Consider the following 16,760-nt stretch of genomic DNA (forward strand, 5'->3'; position numbering starts at 1 on the left):
CGCGGCGAAGCCGCGTCGTCGGACGATGCCTTCGCATCGCCGGCCGCGCTTGCGGGCGTGGCGCAGCTTGGCTGCGCACGCGCACGCTGCGCGGTGAGAGCCGGAACGACCCGCGGCGAAATCGTTGTGGCTGCTTCCTTCCGGACCTGACCAGGTTGGCGACGACCACGTCCGCCCGACTCTCGCGCGCCATATGGCGGAGCCGGGCGGTGGGATCAAGCGATTAGCGGCGGTAGCGCACCGTACGGCAGACCGTCACGCGGCGATGATTGCGCCAGCGCTTCTCGCACACGCGCTTGGTGCGCCAGCGATTGTGATAGCGCGGGCCGTCGTGGCGGACGACGGTCCGCTCGCGCACCACCACGCGCTGCTGCGCAGCGGCAGGAGCGGCGCTTGCGGCCACGCCGGTGAGCGACAGCGCGCCGAGCGCGAGCATGGACATCAGTTTCTTCATGATCTTCTCTCCTCAGTAGCGGACGCGGTAGCAGCGACGGACCGAACCGTAGCGGGCGGGACGATAGCGGCAGACGGTGCGGAAGCGCGGCCCGCGCCAGCGGCGATCGTAGCGATAGCCACGTCCACGGAAGCGGCGCGGCGGCGCGTAATAGCGACCGTTGTGGTAGTAGCGGCCCGAGTGCCAGCCACGACCGTCGCGCCAGCGCTGCGCGTCCGCCGCCACCGGCGTCATCGCGCTGGCCGCGACCACGCCAGCCAGGCTCAACATCATCAGCTTCATGCCCTTTACTCCTCTACTGGCCCCCATGCTGCGCAGAATAGGCCAGCGATGCTGCTGGTTCCGTGAACCGGCCGGTCAGCCGAGAGTCAGGCGGCGGGGAGACGGAGTCGCAACCCCTCCAGTGCAGCCGTGAGCAGCACCTGGCATGCCAGCCGGCTGGTGCGGCGCGCGTCGGGCACCAGGTCGAGCATATCCTCCTCCTCGTCGCTGGCGGGCGGCAGTCGGCCGAAATCCTCCGCTGCGACGACGACGTGACAGGTCGCGCAGGCCATGTCGCCGCCGCAGGTTCCCTCCAGCGGCAATCCCGCGCGCTGGCAGGCATCGAGCAACCGCTCGCCCGGTTCGCCCGCGAATTCGGAGACGGCGTCGCCGTCGACGACGTACAGCTTCACGCCGCGACCCTCTGCGCATCGGCGGCGGCGGCGATCCGCGCGAGCCCGTCGCGCAGCTCCGCCTCGCTCGTGTAGCGCCCGAAGCCGAGCCGGATCGAGCCGCGCTCCTCGCGCTCATCGAGCCCGATCGCGCGCAAGACGTGGCTCGCGCGCCCCGATCCGCTCGCACACGCGCTGCCGGCGGAGAAAGCGAGATCGCGCAGGTCGCTCATCAACCGATTCACATCCAGCCCGTCGCGCCGCACGTTCAGATTACCGTGATAGCGGTGGTCGCGCGCGCCGTTGATCGTCCAGTCACGCAGCTGTTCGGTCGCGAGTTGCCAGAGCCTCTCGACGTGCGCGGCGTCCTGGTCGCGACACTCGCGCATCAGTCGCGCCGCCGCGCCGAACCCGGCGCACAATGCCGGGCTGAGCGTTCCCGAGCGCCCATCCTCCTGATCGCCGCCGTGCAGCAACGGGGTGAGCGCCACGCCGTCACGCCGCCACAGCGCGCCGATGCCCTTGGGACCGTGCACCTTGTGCGCCGAGACCGCGACCAGGTCGACCGTGTCCGGGATCGGAACGCGGCCGTACCCCTGCACCGCGTCGCACAGCATCACCGCGCCCACGGAATGCGCCATCGCCGCCAGCGCCGCGACCGGCTGCACCACACCGATCTCGTTGTTGACCAGCATCGCGGCGACCAGACCGGTGCCGGGCACGATCGCCGCGCGCGCCCTCTCCAGGTCGACTAGCCCATCGGACCCGACCGGCAGCACCGTCACCGATCTCCCGCGTGCCGCCTCTGCTGCAACCGTGTCGAGTACCGCGGCGTGTTCGGTCGCGAGCGTGACGATGCCGCCGCTCGTACCCTTGATCGCCCAATTGAGCGCCTCGGTCGCGCCGCCGGTGAACGAAACCCGCCCGCCGGGTGGAAGCAGGCCAGCGATTTCGTCGCGCGCGACCTCGACCGCCGCCTTGGCGGCACGGCCCGCGCGGTGCGGCGAATGCGGATTGGCGAACCCGTCACGCAGCCACGGCAGCATCGCGTCGAACGCCTCGGGCGCGAGCGGCGTGGTTGCCTGATAATCGAGGTAGATCACGCGGCGAACGTCCGCGTCTCGCGCGCTACACCGCGCCACGCGGCGATGAAACGCTCGATACCCGCCTCGCTCGTCGTGCGCCCGAAGCTGACGCGCACCACCTCGCGTGTGCGCTCCTCACTCCACCCCATCGCGCGCAGCACGTGGCTGGGTTTCAGGCTTCCGCTCGCGCACGCACTTCCCGCCGACACCGCGATGCCGCCCAGATCGAAGCGGATCAGCTGCGCATTCGCGGCGACGCCGGGCATGCGGTAGCTGCCGATCGCGGGGTGACGCTCGGCGCCCTCACCCACGACCTCACCGCCCGAACGGCGGATGGCGTCATCGAGCCGCGCGCGCATCGTCTTCCAACGGTCGACTGGCTCTGGTTCGGCGAGTGCGGCGGCATAGCCGAGCACGCCCGGCGAATTCTCCGTGCCCGCACGGTAGCCCCGCTCCTGCCCGCCCGATGGCGCGAGCGTCGCCAGATCGCGCACCAGCAGTGCGCCGACACCCGGCGGTCCACCGCGCTTGTGCGCCGACAGCGCCACCATGTCGGCATGGGCGGACACCTCCGCCCCTGCCCCCGCCGGCATCTGCGCCGCGTCGACCAGCAGCAGCGCGCCGGCCGCGTGCACCGCCTCGGCGATCACGGCGATTGGCTGGTGCACGCCCGTCTCGCTGTTGCACCATTGCACGCACACCAGCCCGCCAGTCACTGCATCGAGCGCGTCGCGCGTCACGACACCGTTCGCGTCGACCGCCAACATCTGCGGGTTCGCGCCCGATCGCCACACCGCGTCGTGCTCGACCGCGCTCGCGTACCGCCCCGCCGCGTGCGTGCGGTTGAGCGCGAGCCCAAGCGACTCGCTCGCGCCGCTGGTGAACAGCACCTCTCCCGCCCAGCCATAAGCCCGCGCCACCTGCGCGCGCGCTTCCTCCAGCGCGTGGCGCGCCGCCCGACCCTCGCGGTGCGGCGACGACGGATTGGCCCAGATCGCCATGCCTGCGAGCACCGCATCACGCGCCGCCGCGGTCATCGGCGTCGTCGCTGCGTGATCCAGATAGAGACGATCCGACACAAAACGTTCCATTCCTGACGCCCGCGCCTATATAGCGCGCCATTCCGGGCGCTCGCGCGTCCCAGACTCTTAGTACGAGTGACCATGCCCGAAGTCATCTTTCCCGGTCCCGAAGGTCGCATCGAAGGCCGCTTCGCTCCTGCGCCACGCCCGCGCGCGCCGGTGGCGATGATCCTTCACCCGCACCCCAACGCGGGCGGCACGATGAACAACCGCATCGTGCAGGAGCTGTACAAAACCTTCCAGCGCCGCGGCTTCGCGACGCTGCGCTTCAACTTCCGCGGTGTCGGGAAAAGCCAGGGCGTGTTCGACAACGGCGTCGGCGAATTGTCCGACGCCGCCGCCGCGCTCGACTGGATTCAAAGCTTCCACCCCGAGGCGCAGACGACGTGGATCGCGGGGTTCAGCTTCGGCGCGTGGATCGGCATGCAGCTGCTGATGCGCCGGCCGGAAATCCGCGGCTTCATCTCGGTCGCGCCGCCCGCCAACCTCTACGACTTCACCTTCCTTGCACCCTGCCCTTCGTCTGGCATCATCATCCAGGGCGCGGAGGACGAGGTCGCGACTCCGCCCGCGACGCAGAAGCTGGTCGACAAGCTGCGCACGCAGAAGCACATCACGATCCACCACGACACGATCCCGCGCGCGAACCACTTCTTCGAGCATGAAATGCCCGACCTGATGAAGAGCGTGGACAATTACCTGGATATGCGGCTCGACCCGAACTCGCCAATCAGGTGAGTTCGCCGGAGCGGAATAGCCTTCGCTATTCCGCGTCTCGCCGGCGAGCCCGGCCGGCGGCGCGCACGCGCCGACCGACGACACGGGCTTCGCCCGTGGCGCCACGACTACAGCGTCCAGATCAGCACGTTGCTCAGCAACACCAGCGCCACCGCAATCATCAGCACGCCCTTGCGCCGATCCCGCCCGCTTCTGATCAGCTGAACACCCCCGATCACGCAAGCGAACATACCCAGCATCGCGATCGCGGGCGCCGCACTCGCGATCGATCCGTACACGCCCCCGGTCACGCGATCGCCCGCGCATAAGCGTCGACATCGACGTTCCCGCCCGATAGGATCACCAGCAGCCCCGGCTCCGGCATAACCTTCCCCGCCAGCAGTGCGGCGAGCGCGACCGCACCGCCCGGCTCGACCACCAGCCGCAACCGCTCCGCCGCCCAGCGCTGCGCGGCGCGCACCTCCGCCTCGCTAACCGCCTTGCCGGTCGCATCACGCCGGCTCAGCACGTCGAAGGTGAGCGGCGACACTTCCTTCGTCTGCAACGCGTCGCACGCGGTCGGTGGCGGGTTCGGCCCGACGGGCTCGATCCAGCTCGCCTCCAGGCTGCGGCGCATATCGTCCCAGCCCTCGGGCTCGACCACGGTGATCGCGGCATCCTTCAACGCCAGCGCGACACCCGCGGCCAGGCCGCCGCCACCGCACGGGATCACCGCGCGCGTGCACGGTGGAAGTCCCGCCGCGGCCATTTGCTCCGCCGCCTCGATCCCGACGCTGCCCTGCCCCTCGATGATCCACGGATCGTCGAAGCTCGGCACCAATGTGGCGCCGCGCGCCTCCGCCAACCGCGCAGCGATCAGCTCGCGACTCTCGCTCATGCGGTCATAGTCGACCACCTCCGCGCCGAGCGCCAGCGTCGCTTCGCGCTTTGCCCTCGGCGCATCCGACGGCATCACGATCGTCGCCGCCATGCCGAGCCGCTTCGCCGCCCAGGCGACCCCCTGCGCGTGGTTGCCGCTGGAGAAAGCGACCACGCCGCGCGCGCGCGCTTCCTCGTCCATCGCGGTCAGCCGGTGCCACGCGCCGCGTATCTTGAATGCGCCGATCGGCTGGAGCGATTCGGCCTTCATCGCCACCGCCACGCCGTCGATCGTCACCACGTACAAGGGCGTCGGCGGCAGGATCGCGGCGACCTTCGCGGCGGCGTCGCGAACCCCTGCGCGTGTGGGCTGTCGTAAAATCGTCACAGCTCGTGGAATGGCACGAAACATGGGTCGGCGAAACGCTTTACAGGGGGGTATCTCACTCCTATGTGACCCCTCCGCTGCCCCAAGGGACTTCCACCGCAAGGCAGTGATCTGTCGAACAACAAGTCCGCGGCGCCGCCGTGGCACGGAGGTCCCTTGAATTGCACAACCATCATCGCGCGCTGGGGCTAGCGTCCCAATCGACTGCCGTCCGTGGCGGCATCGACATCGCCAAGGGTGGACCGGTTCAGCCGGTCACGCTCGTTCGTCCCCACGCCGCGGCGCGGGCGGCCCGCTTCTTCTCGGAGAAGTTTCCGGGCCGCTCGATGTATGCGGTAAAGGCGAATCCTAGCCCCGAGCTCCTGCAGATCCTGTGGGATAACGGCATCACGCACTACGATGTCGCCAGCCTCGCCGAGGTCCGGCTCGTCGCGCGTACGCTGCCGCAGGCGACGCTCTGCTTCATGCACCCGGTCAAGGCCGAGGAAGCCGTGCGCGAAGCGTACGTGACCCACGGTGTCCGCACCTTCAGCCTCGATTCGATCGAGGAGCTGGACAAGATCATGCGCGCGACCGGCAACGCGACCGATTTGACGCTTTGCGTCCGGTTGCGCGTGTCGTCGGAGCATTCGAAGCTTAGCCTCGCGTCCAAGTTCGGCGTTGCGCCGCACGAAGCGAAGGAGCTGCTGTTCGCCGCGCGACAGGCGGCCGACGCGCTCGGCATCTGCTTCCACGTCGGCAGCCAGGCGATGACGCCAGACGCCTACGCCGATGCGATGGAGCGCGTGCGCGCCGCGATCGTCGATGCGGCGGTGACGGTTGACGTGATCGACGTCGGTGGCGGTTTTCCGTCAAGCTACCCCGGTATGGAGCCGCCCCCGCTCGAGCGGTATTTCGAGACGATCCACCGCGCGTTCGAGAGCCTGCCAATCTCCTACTCGGCCGAGCTCTGGGCCGAGCCGGGTCGGGCTTTGTGCGCCGAGTACAGCAGCGTCGTCGTGCGCGTCGAGCGTCGCCGCGGCAACGAGCTGTACATCAACGACGGTGCGTACGGCGCGCTGTTCGACGCCGCGCACATCGGCTGGCGCTTTCCGGTGACGCTTTTGCGCGAGCCGGAATCGACCGTGCGCGACCATCCGTTCTCCTTCTACGGCCCGACCTGCGACGACCTCGACCATATGGCAGGCCCATTCCTGCTGCCGGCGGACGTGCAGGCCGGCGATTATATCGAGATTGGCATGCTCGGCGCGTACGGCTCGGCGATGCGCACCGCGTTCAATGGCTTCGGTTCGGACGAGACCGTCGTCGTCGCCGACGAGCCGATGGTCTCGCTCTACGAGACGATCGAGCAGGACAATGCCGAAGTAACCTCGAACGTCGTCAAGCTGTAACCCACAGCCTGCAACGAACCGGTGGCGGCGCGCATTGACGTGCCGCCACTTACGGGTTTGCGCGTCCCCATTTGAACGACGTCGCGCCGATCATGCGGGGAGCATCCCATGACTGACACCCTCAACAAGACCGCCGGCGCCAACGCGCCGATCAACGACAATCGCAAGGCCGAACTGCTGTCCAAGCAGGTCAAGCACATCGACATCAAGAGCTTCGACGCGCGCCCGATCGTCGACGCGATGAGCGACATGAGCTTCACCAGCCGCGATCTCGGCCGCGCGACCAAGATCTACAACGACATGCTCGCCGACAAGGATTGCACGGTGGTGCTCGTCATCGCCGGCTCGACATCGGCGGGCGGCTGCATGGACCTGTACGCCGAGCTGGTGCGCAACAAGATGGTCGACGTGATCGTCGCCACTGGTGCCACCATCGTCGACATGGATTTCTTCGAGGGGCTCGGCCACAAGCACTACCAGGCGCTCGAGGTGCCCGACGACGACACGCTGCGCTCGCTCTACATCGACCGCATCTACGACACGTACATCGACGAGGAGCAGCTGCAGGACTGCGACTTCACGATCAACAAGATCGCAGAGAGCCTGGAGCCCAAGCCGTACAGCAGCCGCGCGTTCATCCGCGAGATGGGCAAGTATCTGGTCGAGCACGGCAAGAAGGACAACAGCCTCGTCAAGCTCGCCTACGAGCATGACGTGCCGATCTTCTGCCCGGCCTTCGTCGACTCGTCCGCAGGCTTCGGCCTCGTCAAGCATCAGGTCGACGCGGCGAAGGAAGGTCGCCCGTACATGGTGCTCGACGCGATCGCCGACTTCCGCGAGCTGACGCAGATCAAGATCGAGGCGGGTACCACCGGCCTGCTGATGATCGGCGGCGGCGTGCCGAAGAACTTCATTCAGGACACGGTCGTCTGCGCCGAGATTCTCGGCCACGAGGATGTCGAGGTCCACAAGTACGCGGTGCAGATCACCGTCGCCGACGTGCGCGACGGCGCCTGCTCGTCCTCGACGCTGCAAGAGGCGGCGAGCTGGGGCAAGGTCAACACCGGCATCGAGCAGATGGTGTTCGCCGAAGCGGGCTCGGTGATGCCGCTGCTGGCGTCTGATGCGTACCATCGCGGCCATTGGAAGGATCGCGCGAAGCGGGGTTGGGCGAAACTGTTCGCCTGAGCCGCACGCGAGTAGCCACGCTACTCGCGAGACGGCGAAAGGCCGGCCGGCGCGGGGCATAGCCTCGCGTCCGACGTCACGGGGTTCATCCCCGTGACGTGACCTTGTCATGCCAGATGCCGCCGCTAACGTCTCGGTTATGGATGAACCGCTGATGATGATGCCGCACGAAATGCTCAGGCCGGTCGTCGCGCTTGTTGCTTGGACCCTTGTGATGCTGGGCTGGATGCTCGCAACGCGCCTTCCGGCCTTGAAGAACGCTGGCGTCGAACTGCGCACGCTGGTTGGCACGAAAGCTTCCGATGCCGACCGGGTTATCCCGCCTCATGTTCAATGGAAGGCGCATAACTACAATCACTTGCTCGAGCAGCCAGTGCTTTTCTACGCAATTTGCGGCGTACTCGCTCTGACGCTGACATTTCGCGCGATCGACCTGTATCTTGCGTGGATTTACGTGGCGCTTCGTATCGCGCACTCTTTGGTGCAGGTAACCCGCAACAAGGTAGTGCCGAGACTCATGCTTTTCCTTGCTTCAAGCCTCACCCTTGCTGCCTTAACAGTGCGCGCTGCGTTGGCGGTGCTATAGTGGCAAAAGGTGAAACGTTCGAGCGGCACCGCCAACCCTGGACCGCGGACGAGATACAGAAGCTTCATACGCTCGCGAAGAAGGGCATGGCGCTGAAGGCAATCGCCAAGGCACTCAAGCGGTCGGAGGAATCGACCAAGGACCGCGCCAAGGCCGACGGGCTGTCGATCGCCAAGCTGCGCTGAGATCATGACCGCGAGTTAATTGGCGCGGTCATCTCTGCCCGCGCATATCCGCGCGCATGGAGATCGAAGTCAGCGCCGAGGCGAAGGACAAGCGCCTCAACCGCGGGGTCGCGATAACCGTCGTCGTGCTGTCGGTCGCGATGGGGCTCGGCAACATCAAGGACGGCAACATCGTACAGGCGATGGACCGTGCCGAGGCACACAGCGTCGATCGCTGGAACGAATATCAGGCGACGCGGGTCAAGGCGCGCGTGATCGAGACGAGCATGGCCGAGGTCAGCGCCGCGAACCGCACCGCCCCACCCGCATTCGCCGCCGACCTCTCGCGCTATCGTGCCGAAACGCCGCTATTGAAGAAGCAGGCACAAGGCTTCGAAGCGCAATACGACGCGCTCAATGTGCACGACGACCAGTTCGACGCGAGCGAGGCAGCGCTCTCGACCGCGATCTCGGTCGCGGCGGTGGCGGCGCTGGTTGAGGCGCCGTGGGTGCTCGCCGCCGCCTGGGTGTTCGGCGCGTTCGGGCTGTTCCTGTCGCTGTGCGGCTTCGCCGGCTGGGGCTTTCACCCCGATGTGCTGAGCACGTTGCTGGGTTAGGCGAAGCGTTCAGGCGAACAGGCGCTTGAGGCTGCGTTCAAGCATGACGAACTGCCACAACGTCCGCCCATGCTCCTCGCGCCCGGTCCGATGCGCCTCCGCGATGCGCGCGATCTCGTTCATGTCGAACCAGCCGCTGTCACCGAGCACGCGCGAGCGCGCCAGCCCCGCCGCCGCACCCGACAGGCTCCCGCGGAACCACGCACTGACCGGCGTCACGAATCCCATCTTGGGCCGGTACAGGATATCGCGCGGTAGATAGCGTTCGAGCGACCGCTTCATCAGCCACTTGCCCTCGCCGCCGCGCAACCGCATCGCCTGCGGCAGCGTCGCCACGAACTCGACCAGCCGGTGGTCGAGCAACGGCTCGCGCGCCTCCAGTCCCACTGCCATGCTGGTGCGGTCGCTCTTGGTCAGGATGTCGCCGGGTAGCCAGATCTTCATATCGGCATATTGCGCGCGGTCGATCGCGTCGCGTGCGGGCGCATCGCGCATGGCGGCGATGTAGCGTTCCTCCGCGCGGTGACCGCCGAGCGCCGCCCGCGCGGCGTCGCTGAACAGCGCGCGGCGCAGCGCCGGCGTGGTGACCCCCACCGATCGCGCGTACGCCTCCGCCCCATCATCGGCGAGCGCCAGCAGCGTCGTCTTGGCGCGCAGCGGGCGCGGCGCCCAGTCTGCCTTGGGATAGACACGCCCGAGTGTGCCGAAAACCTGCCGACGCAGATCGGGCGGCAGCATCCCGCGCACACGCTCCTCTGCGGCCTGGAAGCGGTAGCGGCGATATCCCGCCATCGCCTCGTCCGCACCGTCGCCCGAGAGCGCAACCGTGACGTGCTCGCGGGCGAGCGCCGCGACCTGATAGGTGGCGAGCGCGGAGGCGTCCGCGAACGGCTCGTCGAACGCCGCGACCAACGTGTCAATCAGCCCGAAATCGTCGGGACGCACGACGCGGACGTGATGATCGGTCGCGAACCGCTCGGCTACCTGGGCGGCGTGCGCACGCTCGTCATGCCCCGCCTCGTCGAATCCGATCGTGCAGGTCTTGACCGCGGCCCGGCTCGCCTCCGCCATCAGCGCGACCACTGCCGAGCTATCGACCCCGCCCGAGAGGAATGCGCCGAGCGGCACGTCGGCGACCATCCGCGAGCGCACGCCGTCGCGCATCCGCTCGATCAACTCCTCGCCCAGCGCCGCTGCCGAGCCGCGCGCACGATTGGCGAACGATATGTCCCACCATTGCCGCTGCTTGACCGTACCCTTGCCGCGCTCGATCAGCATGTAGTGCCCCGCGGCGAGCTTGCTCACGCCCGCCACCAGACAGGCGTCATCCGGCACGTAGCCGTAGGCGAAATAATCCTCCACCGCGCGCACGTCGGGCTTTCGCCTGAGCAGCGGATGCGCGAGCAATGCCTTCAGCTCGGACCCGAACGCGACCGCGCCGTCGGACAGCTCGGCATAGTGGAGCGGCTTCACCCCCATCCGGTCGCGCGCCAGGAAGAGGGTCTGCGTCGCGGCATCGTGGATCGCGAACGCGAACATGCCGTTCAGCCGCTGGAGCATCGCCGCACCCCAGGCGGCGTAGCCGTGGAGCAGCACCTCGGTGTCGCCGTCGGTCGTGAAGACGTGGCCGCGCCGCTGCAATTCCTCGCGCAGCTCGCGATAGTTGTAAATTTCGCCGTTGAAGACGATCGTCAACCGCGCGTCGGCGGTCGCCATCGGCTGCGGCGACCCTTCGAGGTCGATAATCGACAGCCGTCGATGCGCGAACCCGACGCCGGGCACGGTCCACACGCCCGCGCCATCGGGGCCGCGATGCGCGATCGCGTCCGCCATCGCGCGCAATCGTGCGGGGTCGACCGGCTTGGGCGTGGCAGGATAAAACAGCCCCGCGATGCCGCACATCAGCGGGGGGTCTCGGCGATCCGCAGCATCGCGTCGCCCGGCTCGCCCAGGCTGGCAATGAAACGTTCGATCACGCCACGCGGATCGCGACCGGGTGACGCCACCGCCGACAGGTGCAGCGCGATCCCGGGCTGGGGCGCGCCGAACAGCCGCATCTTCACCGTTGCCAGTTTCACCGCCGCGTCATCCCCCGTCACCGTGTCGCCGACGCGGTACCATGTCGCGACGACGCGCTCCACCTCTCCGCCGCCGTTGCCCGGGGCCGCGTCGGCGACGATCCGCACTGCGCGCCCGCCATCGATCGCTGGCAGGTCGGCGACGCGTACCCAGCGATCGTCCTCACGCAGGACGCCGGTCCCGTAGGAGACGAGCTCGCGTCCTTCCTGCTGCGACGCGTACACCGCGACGCTCACGTCGACCGCGTCGCCCGCGGCATTGGCGTAGCGGCCGAGCAGGAAATGGTCGGCGCCGGGATGATAAGGCGACCAGGCGGAGCGCGGGTCGAGATCAACGCGGTGCCATCCGGCGACATCGGGCAGTCCGATCCGCGCGGGCAAGGGTGCCGCACGCGCCATGATCGCTGCTGCGGTGGCCGGGAACACGCTCGCGCCCGCGAGGACCAATACCCCCGCCGCGATCACCTCCATCGTCAGCCGAGGCCGCGCCTGCAACGCGGCCGGATCGAACGCGGGATCGTCGGGCGAGCGGTCGAACCAGCGCCACGCAATGGCGATCACCCCTGCCATGACGATCGCGAAGAACACCCAGCCGTAGACGATGTGGTCGAACCCGGTCGCGGCCTCGACGCTGGTCAGGTGCGCGGCGTAGATCGTACCGAACGCGCGAACGCCGTTGGCGATGACGGGCACGACGACGCACACCGCCATGAACAGCGCACGCCTAGCCCAGGAGGTGAAGCACTGGTTCGCGACCAGCACGCCAAACGCGATCATCGAGATGACGAACTTCGCGCCCGAACACGCCTCCGCCACCTCGAAATAGTAGCGTCCGGCGTGGATCAGCACGCCGTCGACCACCGCCGGCACGCCGAACAGATGGAGCAGCGGCATCGTGATTGCGACCGTCACATCCTGCAGCGGCGGCTCCAGCTCCTGTCCGAACGGCACCATGAAGAAGGCGTAGCCGAGCGGAAACAGCAGCCCGCGCGCCACGTTCGGACCGAGCGTGGTGACGACCGCGCCCTCCAGCATCAGCACGAGGCCGAGTTGCCGCGCGAGCGCAACCCCGGCGATCTCGCCGAGCATCCAACCCATGCCCCCGGCTGCCACGACGAGCAGTCCCGGCGCCCAGGCGTCGGGTCGCACCTGACCCAGCTCCGCGCGGCGCGCCCAGACGAGCCAGGCGACGACCGGCGCGATGAACAGGCAGTGGCCGAAGGTCGTGCTGGTCCACCACAGATGCACGATGTCGCGCACGTCCGAGCGGAAGATCAGCAGCAGCGCCGCCGCCGACATTCCCAGCACGACCAGATGCCGCGTCCAGGCGGTCGCGACGAAGCTGCGTCGCGGCAAGGCGATCGTCACGCCGCCACCCGGGTCTGCGCCGGAAGGTTCATCATCGCGTCGAGCGGGGCGAGACACGCATCCCACGCGTAGCGCGCCTGCACCCTTGCGCGCGCTACCTCGCCCAGCGACCTTGCCGTGGCTCGGTCGTGGAGCAGCGCGTTCACGGCTTCCGCCATCCCCTCGCCCGCCGCCACCTGGATGGTGCCGGCGTGGTCGATCCCCTCTGCGGCCGCTGGCGAGGCGACCACCGCGCGCGCCATCGCCATCGCTTCCAGCACCTTGTTCTGAATTCCGCGCGCGAGCCCGAGCGGCGCCACCACGACGTCGGCGGCGGCGAGCCAGCCGCGTACGTCGGGCACCTCCCCGGTCACGATCACGCCCTCACCCGCGAGCGCTCGCACCTCGCGCACCGGCGCGCGACCGACGATCGCGAAGCGCACGTCGGGGTGCTGCGCCCGGACGTGGGGCAGCACCTCGCGCGCGAAGCCGACCACCGCGTCGACGTTTGGTTTGTAGTCCATCTGCCCGGTGAACACGATCAACCGCCCCTGCCCGACCACCGGCACGAAGCTGGCAGCTGGATCGAAGAAGCTGATATCGATGCCGTTCTCCAGCGCGCGCGCGCCCGGAACCAGAGCTGCTTCCTCTGCGCTGACGAAAAGGCTCGCCTCGACACGGGCGGTCACCGCGCGCTCATAGGCACCGAGCAGCCGCGCCTCACGGCGGTACATCCAGCGCGCTACGCCGGCTGCATCCCCGGCAAATGCCTCGAACTTGGCCGAGTCGGCGTCGACAAAGTCCATCACCGCCGGCAAACCTTCGGGTAGATACTGCGCCATCTGCCCCGAAAAGGCGTAGACACGATCGATCGACCGCTCGCGCACGATCCGCGTGACCGGCGCGTGTACGCGCGGGTCGTCGAACGCCGCCAGCGACAGCGGTCGCCCGCTCGCGATGGCTTCCAATCCCGCCCGCCAGCGCGGTTTTGTTCGCTCCACCACCACGCACTCGGACAGCAGGTCGCGGAACTCGGCCGGTGGCGTCAGATCGCGCGGATCGTCGGCGAACGCGACCAGATGCACGCGCGCGCGCCTCGCCAGGTGGCGCAGGACGTGAAAGCTCCTGATCTTGTCGCCGCGATCGGGCGGGAACGGCACGCGGTGCGCTAGGAACAGGATTTCCATCGTCAGCCGAGCCCGCGGCTGATCCACGGGCCGACCAGATTGGCGATCGGCAGCGGCAGCTTCGACCAGGTCCGCACCATCAGCGCGTATTTGGGGTTGAGCGGATTGACCTCGCGCCGCTCGCCCTCGCTCCACGATGCGTAGGCGAGCGGCTCGCCGGTGAAGCCCCAGTTCTTCTTGAACGCCGCGGCGCCCGTGCCGACCTTGGAACGGCCGAAATTGAAGCGCGTGCAGCCCCGCGCGCGCGCGTGCGCCATCAATGCGAAATACATCCGGTCGTTGGCGCGCAGCCCGCGCGCCGCCGCGGTGCCTCCGCCCCAGTACGGATAGACAGTGCCGCGCCAGTAGAGGCTCAGCACGCTCGCCACCGGCTCAAGCCCGTGCCGCACCGTCAGCACGTCGGCATCCATTCGCGCTGCCACCTCGCGGAACAAGGCGCGCGGAAACACCGGGGTGCCCAGATTGCGCACCGACTCTGCATAGACGTAGTAGTGATCGCGCAGTGCCGCCGCGTCGCTGCCGACATCGACCGTCAGATCGTTCGCCAGCGCCTTGCGAACCTCGGCGCGCTGTTTGCGCGGGATCGCGAGCAGTTCAGCGTCGTCATCGGCGGCGAGCGGGCGTGCGAAGCCGAGGTAGCTGCCCGCATCGACTGCCCAGCCGGCCGGATGCGCGCCGCCCCGAAGCTCGACCGACGGACAGCCCAGCCGGGCCGCCAGGTCGCGCACCGCCGACGCGAGCGGCTCGATCGCGAATGGGTCGCCCAGCATACCGCCTTCGACCGCAAAGCCGCTAGATACCAATGCGCGACCGAACAGCGGCGAGCGCATCTCGGTCAGCGGCAGCACGCCGGCGAGGCTACCGCCCGCATGTTCAGCCACGAGCAGGTGCGCGCGCTGTCCGCAGGCGGCAGCGATCGCTTCGCCCCATTCAGGCAGATGAAAGGGTGTCGCGTCCGGGTGCGCGCGTACGAAACGGTCGATCGCCGCGCGGTCCTTCGCGCGGGCAGCACGCACGCCGACCGGCCGTTCGAGCAATGGCATCGTCACACCGCCAGCCGCTTCACCACCGCGTCGACGCGGCCCCACTCGTGGCGCTCGAGCAACCCGCGCAGCTTGCCCGCCATCGCCCCCAAGCGGCTGTAGTGGCGCAGCTTCGACCTGAGCGGCGCCGCAGCGACGCGCGGCTGACCGGGATCGACCTCCCACGGGTGAAAATAGAACATGCCGGGCTGGGCTGCCGCATTGACCTGTCGCAGCGCGAAGTCGGTCACACCCGCGGGCAGCAGGCGAAAGAAGCCGCCGCCAGTCGCGAAGCGTCGTCCCGCCGCCTCGCCAACGGTCACCGGCACCTCCACCAGCGCGTCGTCACGCAGCGGTCGCCAGGCATAGCGCGGGCTGTCGCGCCAGCCGTAATGATCGTGCGCGACCGGCGCGACGCTGGAGGAATAACGATAGCCCTCCTCCGCCAGCACCGCGTGCGCCCAGGGCGTGCGTTGATCGATCGAGAAGCTCGGGGCTCGATAACCGGCGATGGCCGCCCCCGTCGCGTCCTCCAGCGCTCCGCGCGCGCGACGCAAATCGGCGCGGAACGAGACGGCATCCATCGTGAAGACGCGCTGGTGGTCCCATCCGTGGCTCGCGACCTCGTGGCCCTCGTCGACGATGCGCCGCATCAGCGTGCCCTGTCGCGCCGCGACCCAGCCGAGCGTGAAGAACGTCGCCTTGGTGTCCGTCTCGGCAAACAGGTCGAGCACGCGCGCGGTGTTGTCGGCGACGCGGCTCTCCAGCGTCGCCCAGTCGGCCTTGTCGATCGTGCGCTCGAACGCGCCGACCTGGAACCATTCCTCCACGTCGACCGACATGCCGTTCAGAACGCGCGCGTTCGCCATCTCAGGCGGCTCCGCGCACCGGCACGTCGCGCAACTCGTCGCGCTCGACCCAGTCAATCAGCAGCGTCAGCACGCGCCTGAGTGCCGCATCCTGCTCCGCGATCCGCTCCTCCAGCACCGCCAGGCGTTCGTCGTCGATCGTCGTCGGCGACACCTGCACGGCCTCGACCTCGTCATGATTGGTGTTCGCCGCGGCGGGACGCTCGGGCGCGGGCGGCGTCGATGCGGTGACCGCGGGCATCTCGCGCCGCTGATCGTTCACGACCGCGCGCACCACCTTGGCGTCGATCATCTCGATCTCGCCCACCGCGGCGTGGAGCAGCACGCGGCTCATCAGCTGGTTCAACCGGCGCGGCACGCCCTCACTCGCGCGGTACAAGACTGGGAAGGCGTCCTCGGTAAAGTTAGGTCGCCCGGTCCAGCCGGCAATCTGCAAACGGTGGCCGACGTAATCGGCGACCTCGTCGGGTTCCATCGGATCGAGGTGATGCACCGCGATGACGCGCTGGCGCAACTGCTCCAGCCGCGCCGATCCGTTCAACCGCTCGCGAAACTCGGGCTGGCCGAGCAGGAAGATCTGCAACACCGCGTGACCGCCGGCCTGGAAATTCGACAGCATCCGCAGCTCTTCGAGCGCGGAGGTCGGCAACGCCTGGCTCTCGTCGACGATCAGCAGCGTGCGCCGCCCCGTGCGCGCAACTGCGTGCAACCCGCGCTCGATCAGCAGCAGCAGCTCGGCCTTGTTCTTGCCCGCGTGATCGATGCCGAGCCCCGTTGCGACGATGCGCAGCAGATCGTCCGCCTCGATCGCGGTCGACACGATCTTGATGACCTTCAGGTTGGCGGGATCGATCTGATCCATCAGGTGCCCGACCAGCGTCGTCTTGCCCGCGCCGATATCGCCAGTGATGACGATAAAACCCTCACCCTGTGCCAGACCGTAGCCCAGATACGCCATCGCCTTCTTGTGCGTGGCGGTATCGAACCAGAAACGCGGGTCGGGCGTCAGCTGGAACGGGCGGTCGTGAAATCCGAAGAACGTCTCGTACATGG

Annotated in this window: 19 protein-coding genes and 1 other RNA gene; 6 read left to right on the forward strand and 14 right to left on the reverse strand. The window is 68.3% G+C overall.

The window, feature by feature from the left end; genetic code table 11:
• Positions 1–91: 91 nt before the first annotated feature.
• From ffs to BMW51_RS03600, 6 genes are all read right to left on the reverse strand, one after another.
• Positions 92–185: signal recognition particle sRNA small type (ffs, locus tag BMW51_RS03575), an RNA gene on the reverse strand.
• Positions 186–223: 38 nt separating this feature from the next.
• Positions 224–454 carry a hypothetical protein gene (locus BMW51_RS03580; protein ID WP_093003351.1) on the reverse strand — a complete coding sequence of 77 codons (231 nt, stop codon included), beginning with the start codon at positions 452–454 and terminating at the stop codon, positions 224–226.
• A 12-nt stretch (positions 455–466) separates the two neighbouring features.
• Positions 467–736: a hypothetical protein gene (locus tag BMW51_RS03585; protein WP_093003353.1), complete on the reverse strand. Its 270-nt coding sequence runs from the start codon at positions 734–736 to the stop codon at positions 467–469.
• An 86-nt stretch (positions 737–822) separates the two neighbouring features.
• The gene (locus BMW51_RS03590) at positions 823–1,128 is read right to left on the reverse strand and encodes a 2Fe-2S iron-sulfur cluster-binding protein (RefSeq protein ID WP_093003355.1); all 306 of its coding nucleotides are present in this window, start codon (positions 1,126–1,128) and stop codon (positions 823–825) included.
• Positions 1,125–2,210, reverse strand: coding sequence for a cysteine desulfurase family protein (locus BMW51_RS03595; RefSeq protein WP_093003867.1), 1,086 nt, complete (start codon positions 2,208–2,210; stop codon positions 1,125–1,127). The genes BMW51_RS03590 and BMW51_RS03595 overlap by 4 nt, the downstream gene beginning before the upstream one ends.
• Entirely contained in the window at positions 2,207–3,283 is a 1,077-nt protein-coding gene (locus tag BMW51_RS03600; RefSeq protein ID WP_093003357.1) for a cysteine desulfurase family protein, read from the reverse strand. The genes BMW51_RS03595 and BMW51_RS03600 overlap by 4 nt, the downstream gene beginning before the upstream one ends.
• A 72-nt stretch (positions 3,284–3,355) precedes the next feature.
• Between BMW51_RS03600 and BMW51_RS03605 the strand changes: the two genes are divergently transcribed.
• Entirely contained in the window at positions 3,356–4,012 is a 657-nt protein-coding gene (locus BMW51_RS03605; protein ID WP_093003359.1) for an alpha/beta hydrolase, read from the forward strand.
• Between the two features lie 107 nt (positions 4,013–4,119).
• Here the strand turns inward: BMW51_RS03605 and BMW51_RS15815 are convergent, their stop codons facing one another.
• Both BMW51_RS15815 and BMW51_RS03610 read right to left on the reverse strand, forming a co-directional pair.
• Positions 4,120–4,302, reverse strand: a complete 183-nt coding sequence (locus BMW51_RS15815; RefSeq protein ID WP_143051790.1) for a hypothetical protein — start codon at positions 4,300–4,302, stop codon at positions 4,120–4,122.
• Positions 4,299–5,258 (reverse strand): threonine ammonia-lyase, encoded by a 960-nt coding sequence (locus BMW51_RS03610; protein WP_177171497.1) that lies wholly within the window; start codon positions 5,256–5,258, stop codon positions 4,299–4,301. Before BMW51_RS03610 ends, BMW51_RS15815 begins: the two co-directional genes overlap by 4 nt.
• 161 nt (positions 5,259–5,419) lie before the next feature.
• Between BMW51_RS03610 and BMW51_RS03615 the strand changes: the two genes are divergently transcribed.
• From BMW51_RS03615 to BMW51_RS03635, 5 genes are all read left to right on the forward strand, one after another.
• Positions 5,420–6,649: a type III PLP-dependent enzyme gene (locus BMW51_RS03615; protein ID WP_093003363.1), complete on the forward strand. Its 1,230-nt coding sequence runs from the start codon at positions 5,420–5,422 to the stop codon at positions 6,647–6,649.
• Between the two features lie 108 nt (positions 6,650–6,757).
• A complete protein-coding gene (locus BMW51_RS03620) occupies positions 6,758–7,837 on the forward strand; it encodes a 1,9-bis(guanidino)-5-aza-nonane synthase (protein WP_093003365.1) in 1,080 nt (359 codons plus the stop codon).
• 109 nt (positions 7,838–7,946) lie between these two features.
• The gene (locus tag BMW51_RS03625) at positions 7,947–8,423 is read left to right on the forward strand and encodes an MAPEG family protein (protein WP_342723235.1); all 477 of its coding nucleotides are present in this window, start codon (positions 7,947–7,949) and stop codon (positions 8,421–8,423) included.
• A complete protein-coding gene (locus BMW51_RS03630; protein WP_017978200.1) occupies positions 8,423–8,608 on the forward strand; it encodes a hypothetical protein in 186 nt (61 codons plus the stop codon). Before BMW51_RS03625 ends, BMW51_RS03630 begins: the two co-directional genes overlap by 1 nt.
• Positions 8,609–8,664: 56 nt before the next feature.
• The gene (locus BMW51_RS03635; protein ID WP_093003367.1) at positions 8,665–9,204 is read left to right on the forward strand and encodes a DUF4337 family protein; all 540 of its coding nucleotides are present in this window, start codon (positions 8,665–8,667) and stop codon (positions 9,202–9,204) included.
• A gap of 9 nt (positions 9,205–9,213) precedes the next feature.
• Here the strand turns inward: BMW51_RS03635 and BMW51_RS03640 are convergent, their stop codons facing one another.
• From BMW51_RS03640 to BMW51_RS03665, 6 genes are all read right to left on the reverse strand, one after another.
• A complete protein-coding gene (locus BMW51_RS03640; protein ID WP_093003369.1) occupies positions 9,214–11,106 on the reverse strand; it encodes an XrtA/PEP-CTERM system amidotransferase in 1,893 nt (630 codons plus the stop codon).
• Positions 11,106–12,581: an exosortase A gene (gene xrtA, locus BMW51_RS03645; protein ID WP_425440967.1), complete on the reverse strand. Its 1,476-nt coding sequence runs from the start codon at positions 12,579–12,581 to the stop codon at positions 11,106–11,108. Before xrtA ends, BMW51_RS03640 begins: the two co-directional genes overlap by 1 nt.
• A 65-nt stretch (positions 12,582–12,646) precedes the next feature.
• Positions 12,647–13,816 (reverse strand): TIGR03087 family PEP-CTERM/XrtA system glycosyltransferase, encoded by a 1,170-nt coding sequence (locus tag BMW51_RS03650; RefSeq protein ID WP_093003871.1) that lies wholly within the window; start codon positions 13,814–13,816, stop codon positions 12,647–12,649.
• Positions 13,817–13,818: 2 nt separating this feature from the next.
• On the reverse strand, positions 13,819–14,859 hold the full coding sequence (locus tag BMW51_RS03655; RefSeq protein WP_093003373.1) for a FemAB family XrtA/PEP-CTERM system-associated protein: 1,041 nt from the start codon (positions 14,857–14,859) through the stop codon (positions 13,819–13,821).
• Positions 14,860–14,861: 2 nt separating this feature from the next.
• Positions 14,862–15,707 carry an XrtA system polysaccharide deacetylase gene (locus BMW51_RS03660; protein ID WP_093003375.1) on the reverse strand — a complete coding sequence of 282 codons (846 nt, stop codon included), beginning with the start codon at positions 15,705–15,707 and terminating at the stop codon, positions 14,862–14,864.
• A gap of 1 nt (position 15,708) precedes the next feature.
• Positions 15,709–16,758 carry an ExeA family protein gene (locus BMW51_RS03665; protein WP_093003377.1) on the reverse strand — a complete coding sequence of 350 codons (1,050 nt, stop codon included), beginning with the start codon at positions 16,756–16,758 and terminating at the stop codon, positions 15,709–15,711.
• Between the last annotated feature and the right edge of the window lie 2 nt (positions 16,759–16,760).

It is taken from the genome of Sphingomonas palmae, from assembly GCF_900109565.1.
Lineage (GTDB): Bacteria > Pseudomonadota > Alphaproteobacteria > Sphingomonadales > Sphingomonadaceae > Sphingomonas > Sphingomonas palmae.

What these genes read in the sequence shown, in the direction of transcription:
- BMW51_RS03665 (WP_093003377.1), bottom strand. Translation starts at nt 16,758, where the DNA reads ATGTACGAGACGTTCTTCGGATTTCACGACCGCCCGTTCCAGCTGACG.
- BMW51_RS03620 (WP_093003365.1), top strand. Translation starts at nt 6,758, where the DNA reads ATGACTGACACCCTCAACAAGACCGCCGGCGCCAACGCGCCGATCAAC.
- BMW51_RS03600 (WP_093003357.1), bottom strand. Translation starts at nt 3,283, where the DNA reads ATGGAACGTTTTGTGTCGGATCGTCTCTATCTGGATCACGCAGCGACG.
- BMW51_RS03660 (WP_093003375.1), bottom strand. Translation starts at nt 15,707, where the DNA reads ATGGCGAACGCGCGCGTTCTGAACGGCATGTCGGTCGACGTGGAGGAA.
- BMW51_RS03655 (WP_093003373.1), bottom strand. Translation starts at nt 14,859, where the DNA reads ATGCCATTGCTCGAACGGCCGGTCGGCGTGCGTGCTGCCCGCGCGAAG.
- BMW51_RS03625 (WP_342723235.1), top strand. Translation starts at nt 7,947, where the DNA reads ATGCCAGATGCCGCCGCTAACGTCTCGGTTATGGATGAACCGCTGATG.
- BMW51_RS03650 (WP_093003871.1), bottom strand. Translation starts at nt 13,816, where the DNA reads ATGGAAATCCTGTTCCTAGCGCACCGCGTGCCGTTCCCGCCCGATCGC.
- BMW51_RS03585 (WP_093003353.1), bottom strand. Translation starts at nt 736, where the DNA reads ATGAAGCTGATGATGTTGAGCCTGGCTGGCGTGGTCGCGGCCAGCGCG.
- BMW51_RS03605 (WP_093003359.1), top strand. Translation starts at nt 3,356, where the DNA reads ATGCCCGAAGTCATCTTTCCCGGTCCCGAAGGTCGCATCGAAGGCCGC.
- xrtA (WP_425440967.1), bottom strand. Translation starts at nt 12,581, where the DNA reads ATGTCGGCGGCGGCGCTGCTGCTGATCTTCCGCTCGGACGTGCGCGAC.
- BMW51_RS03580 (WP_093003351.1), bottom strand. Translation starts at nt 454, where the DNA reads ATGAAGAAACTGATGTCCATGCTCGCGCTCGGCGCGCTGTCGCTCACC.
- BMW51_RS03640 (WP_093003369.1), bottom strand. Translation starts at nt 11,106, where the DNA reads ATGTGCGGCATCGCGGGGCTGTTTTATCCTGCCACGCCCAAGCCGGTC.
- BMW51_RS03635 (WP_093003367.1), top strand. Translation starts at nt 8,665, where the DNA reads ATGGAGATCGAAGTCAGCGCCGAGGCGAAGGACAAGCGCCTCAACCGC.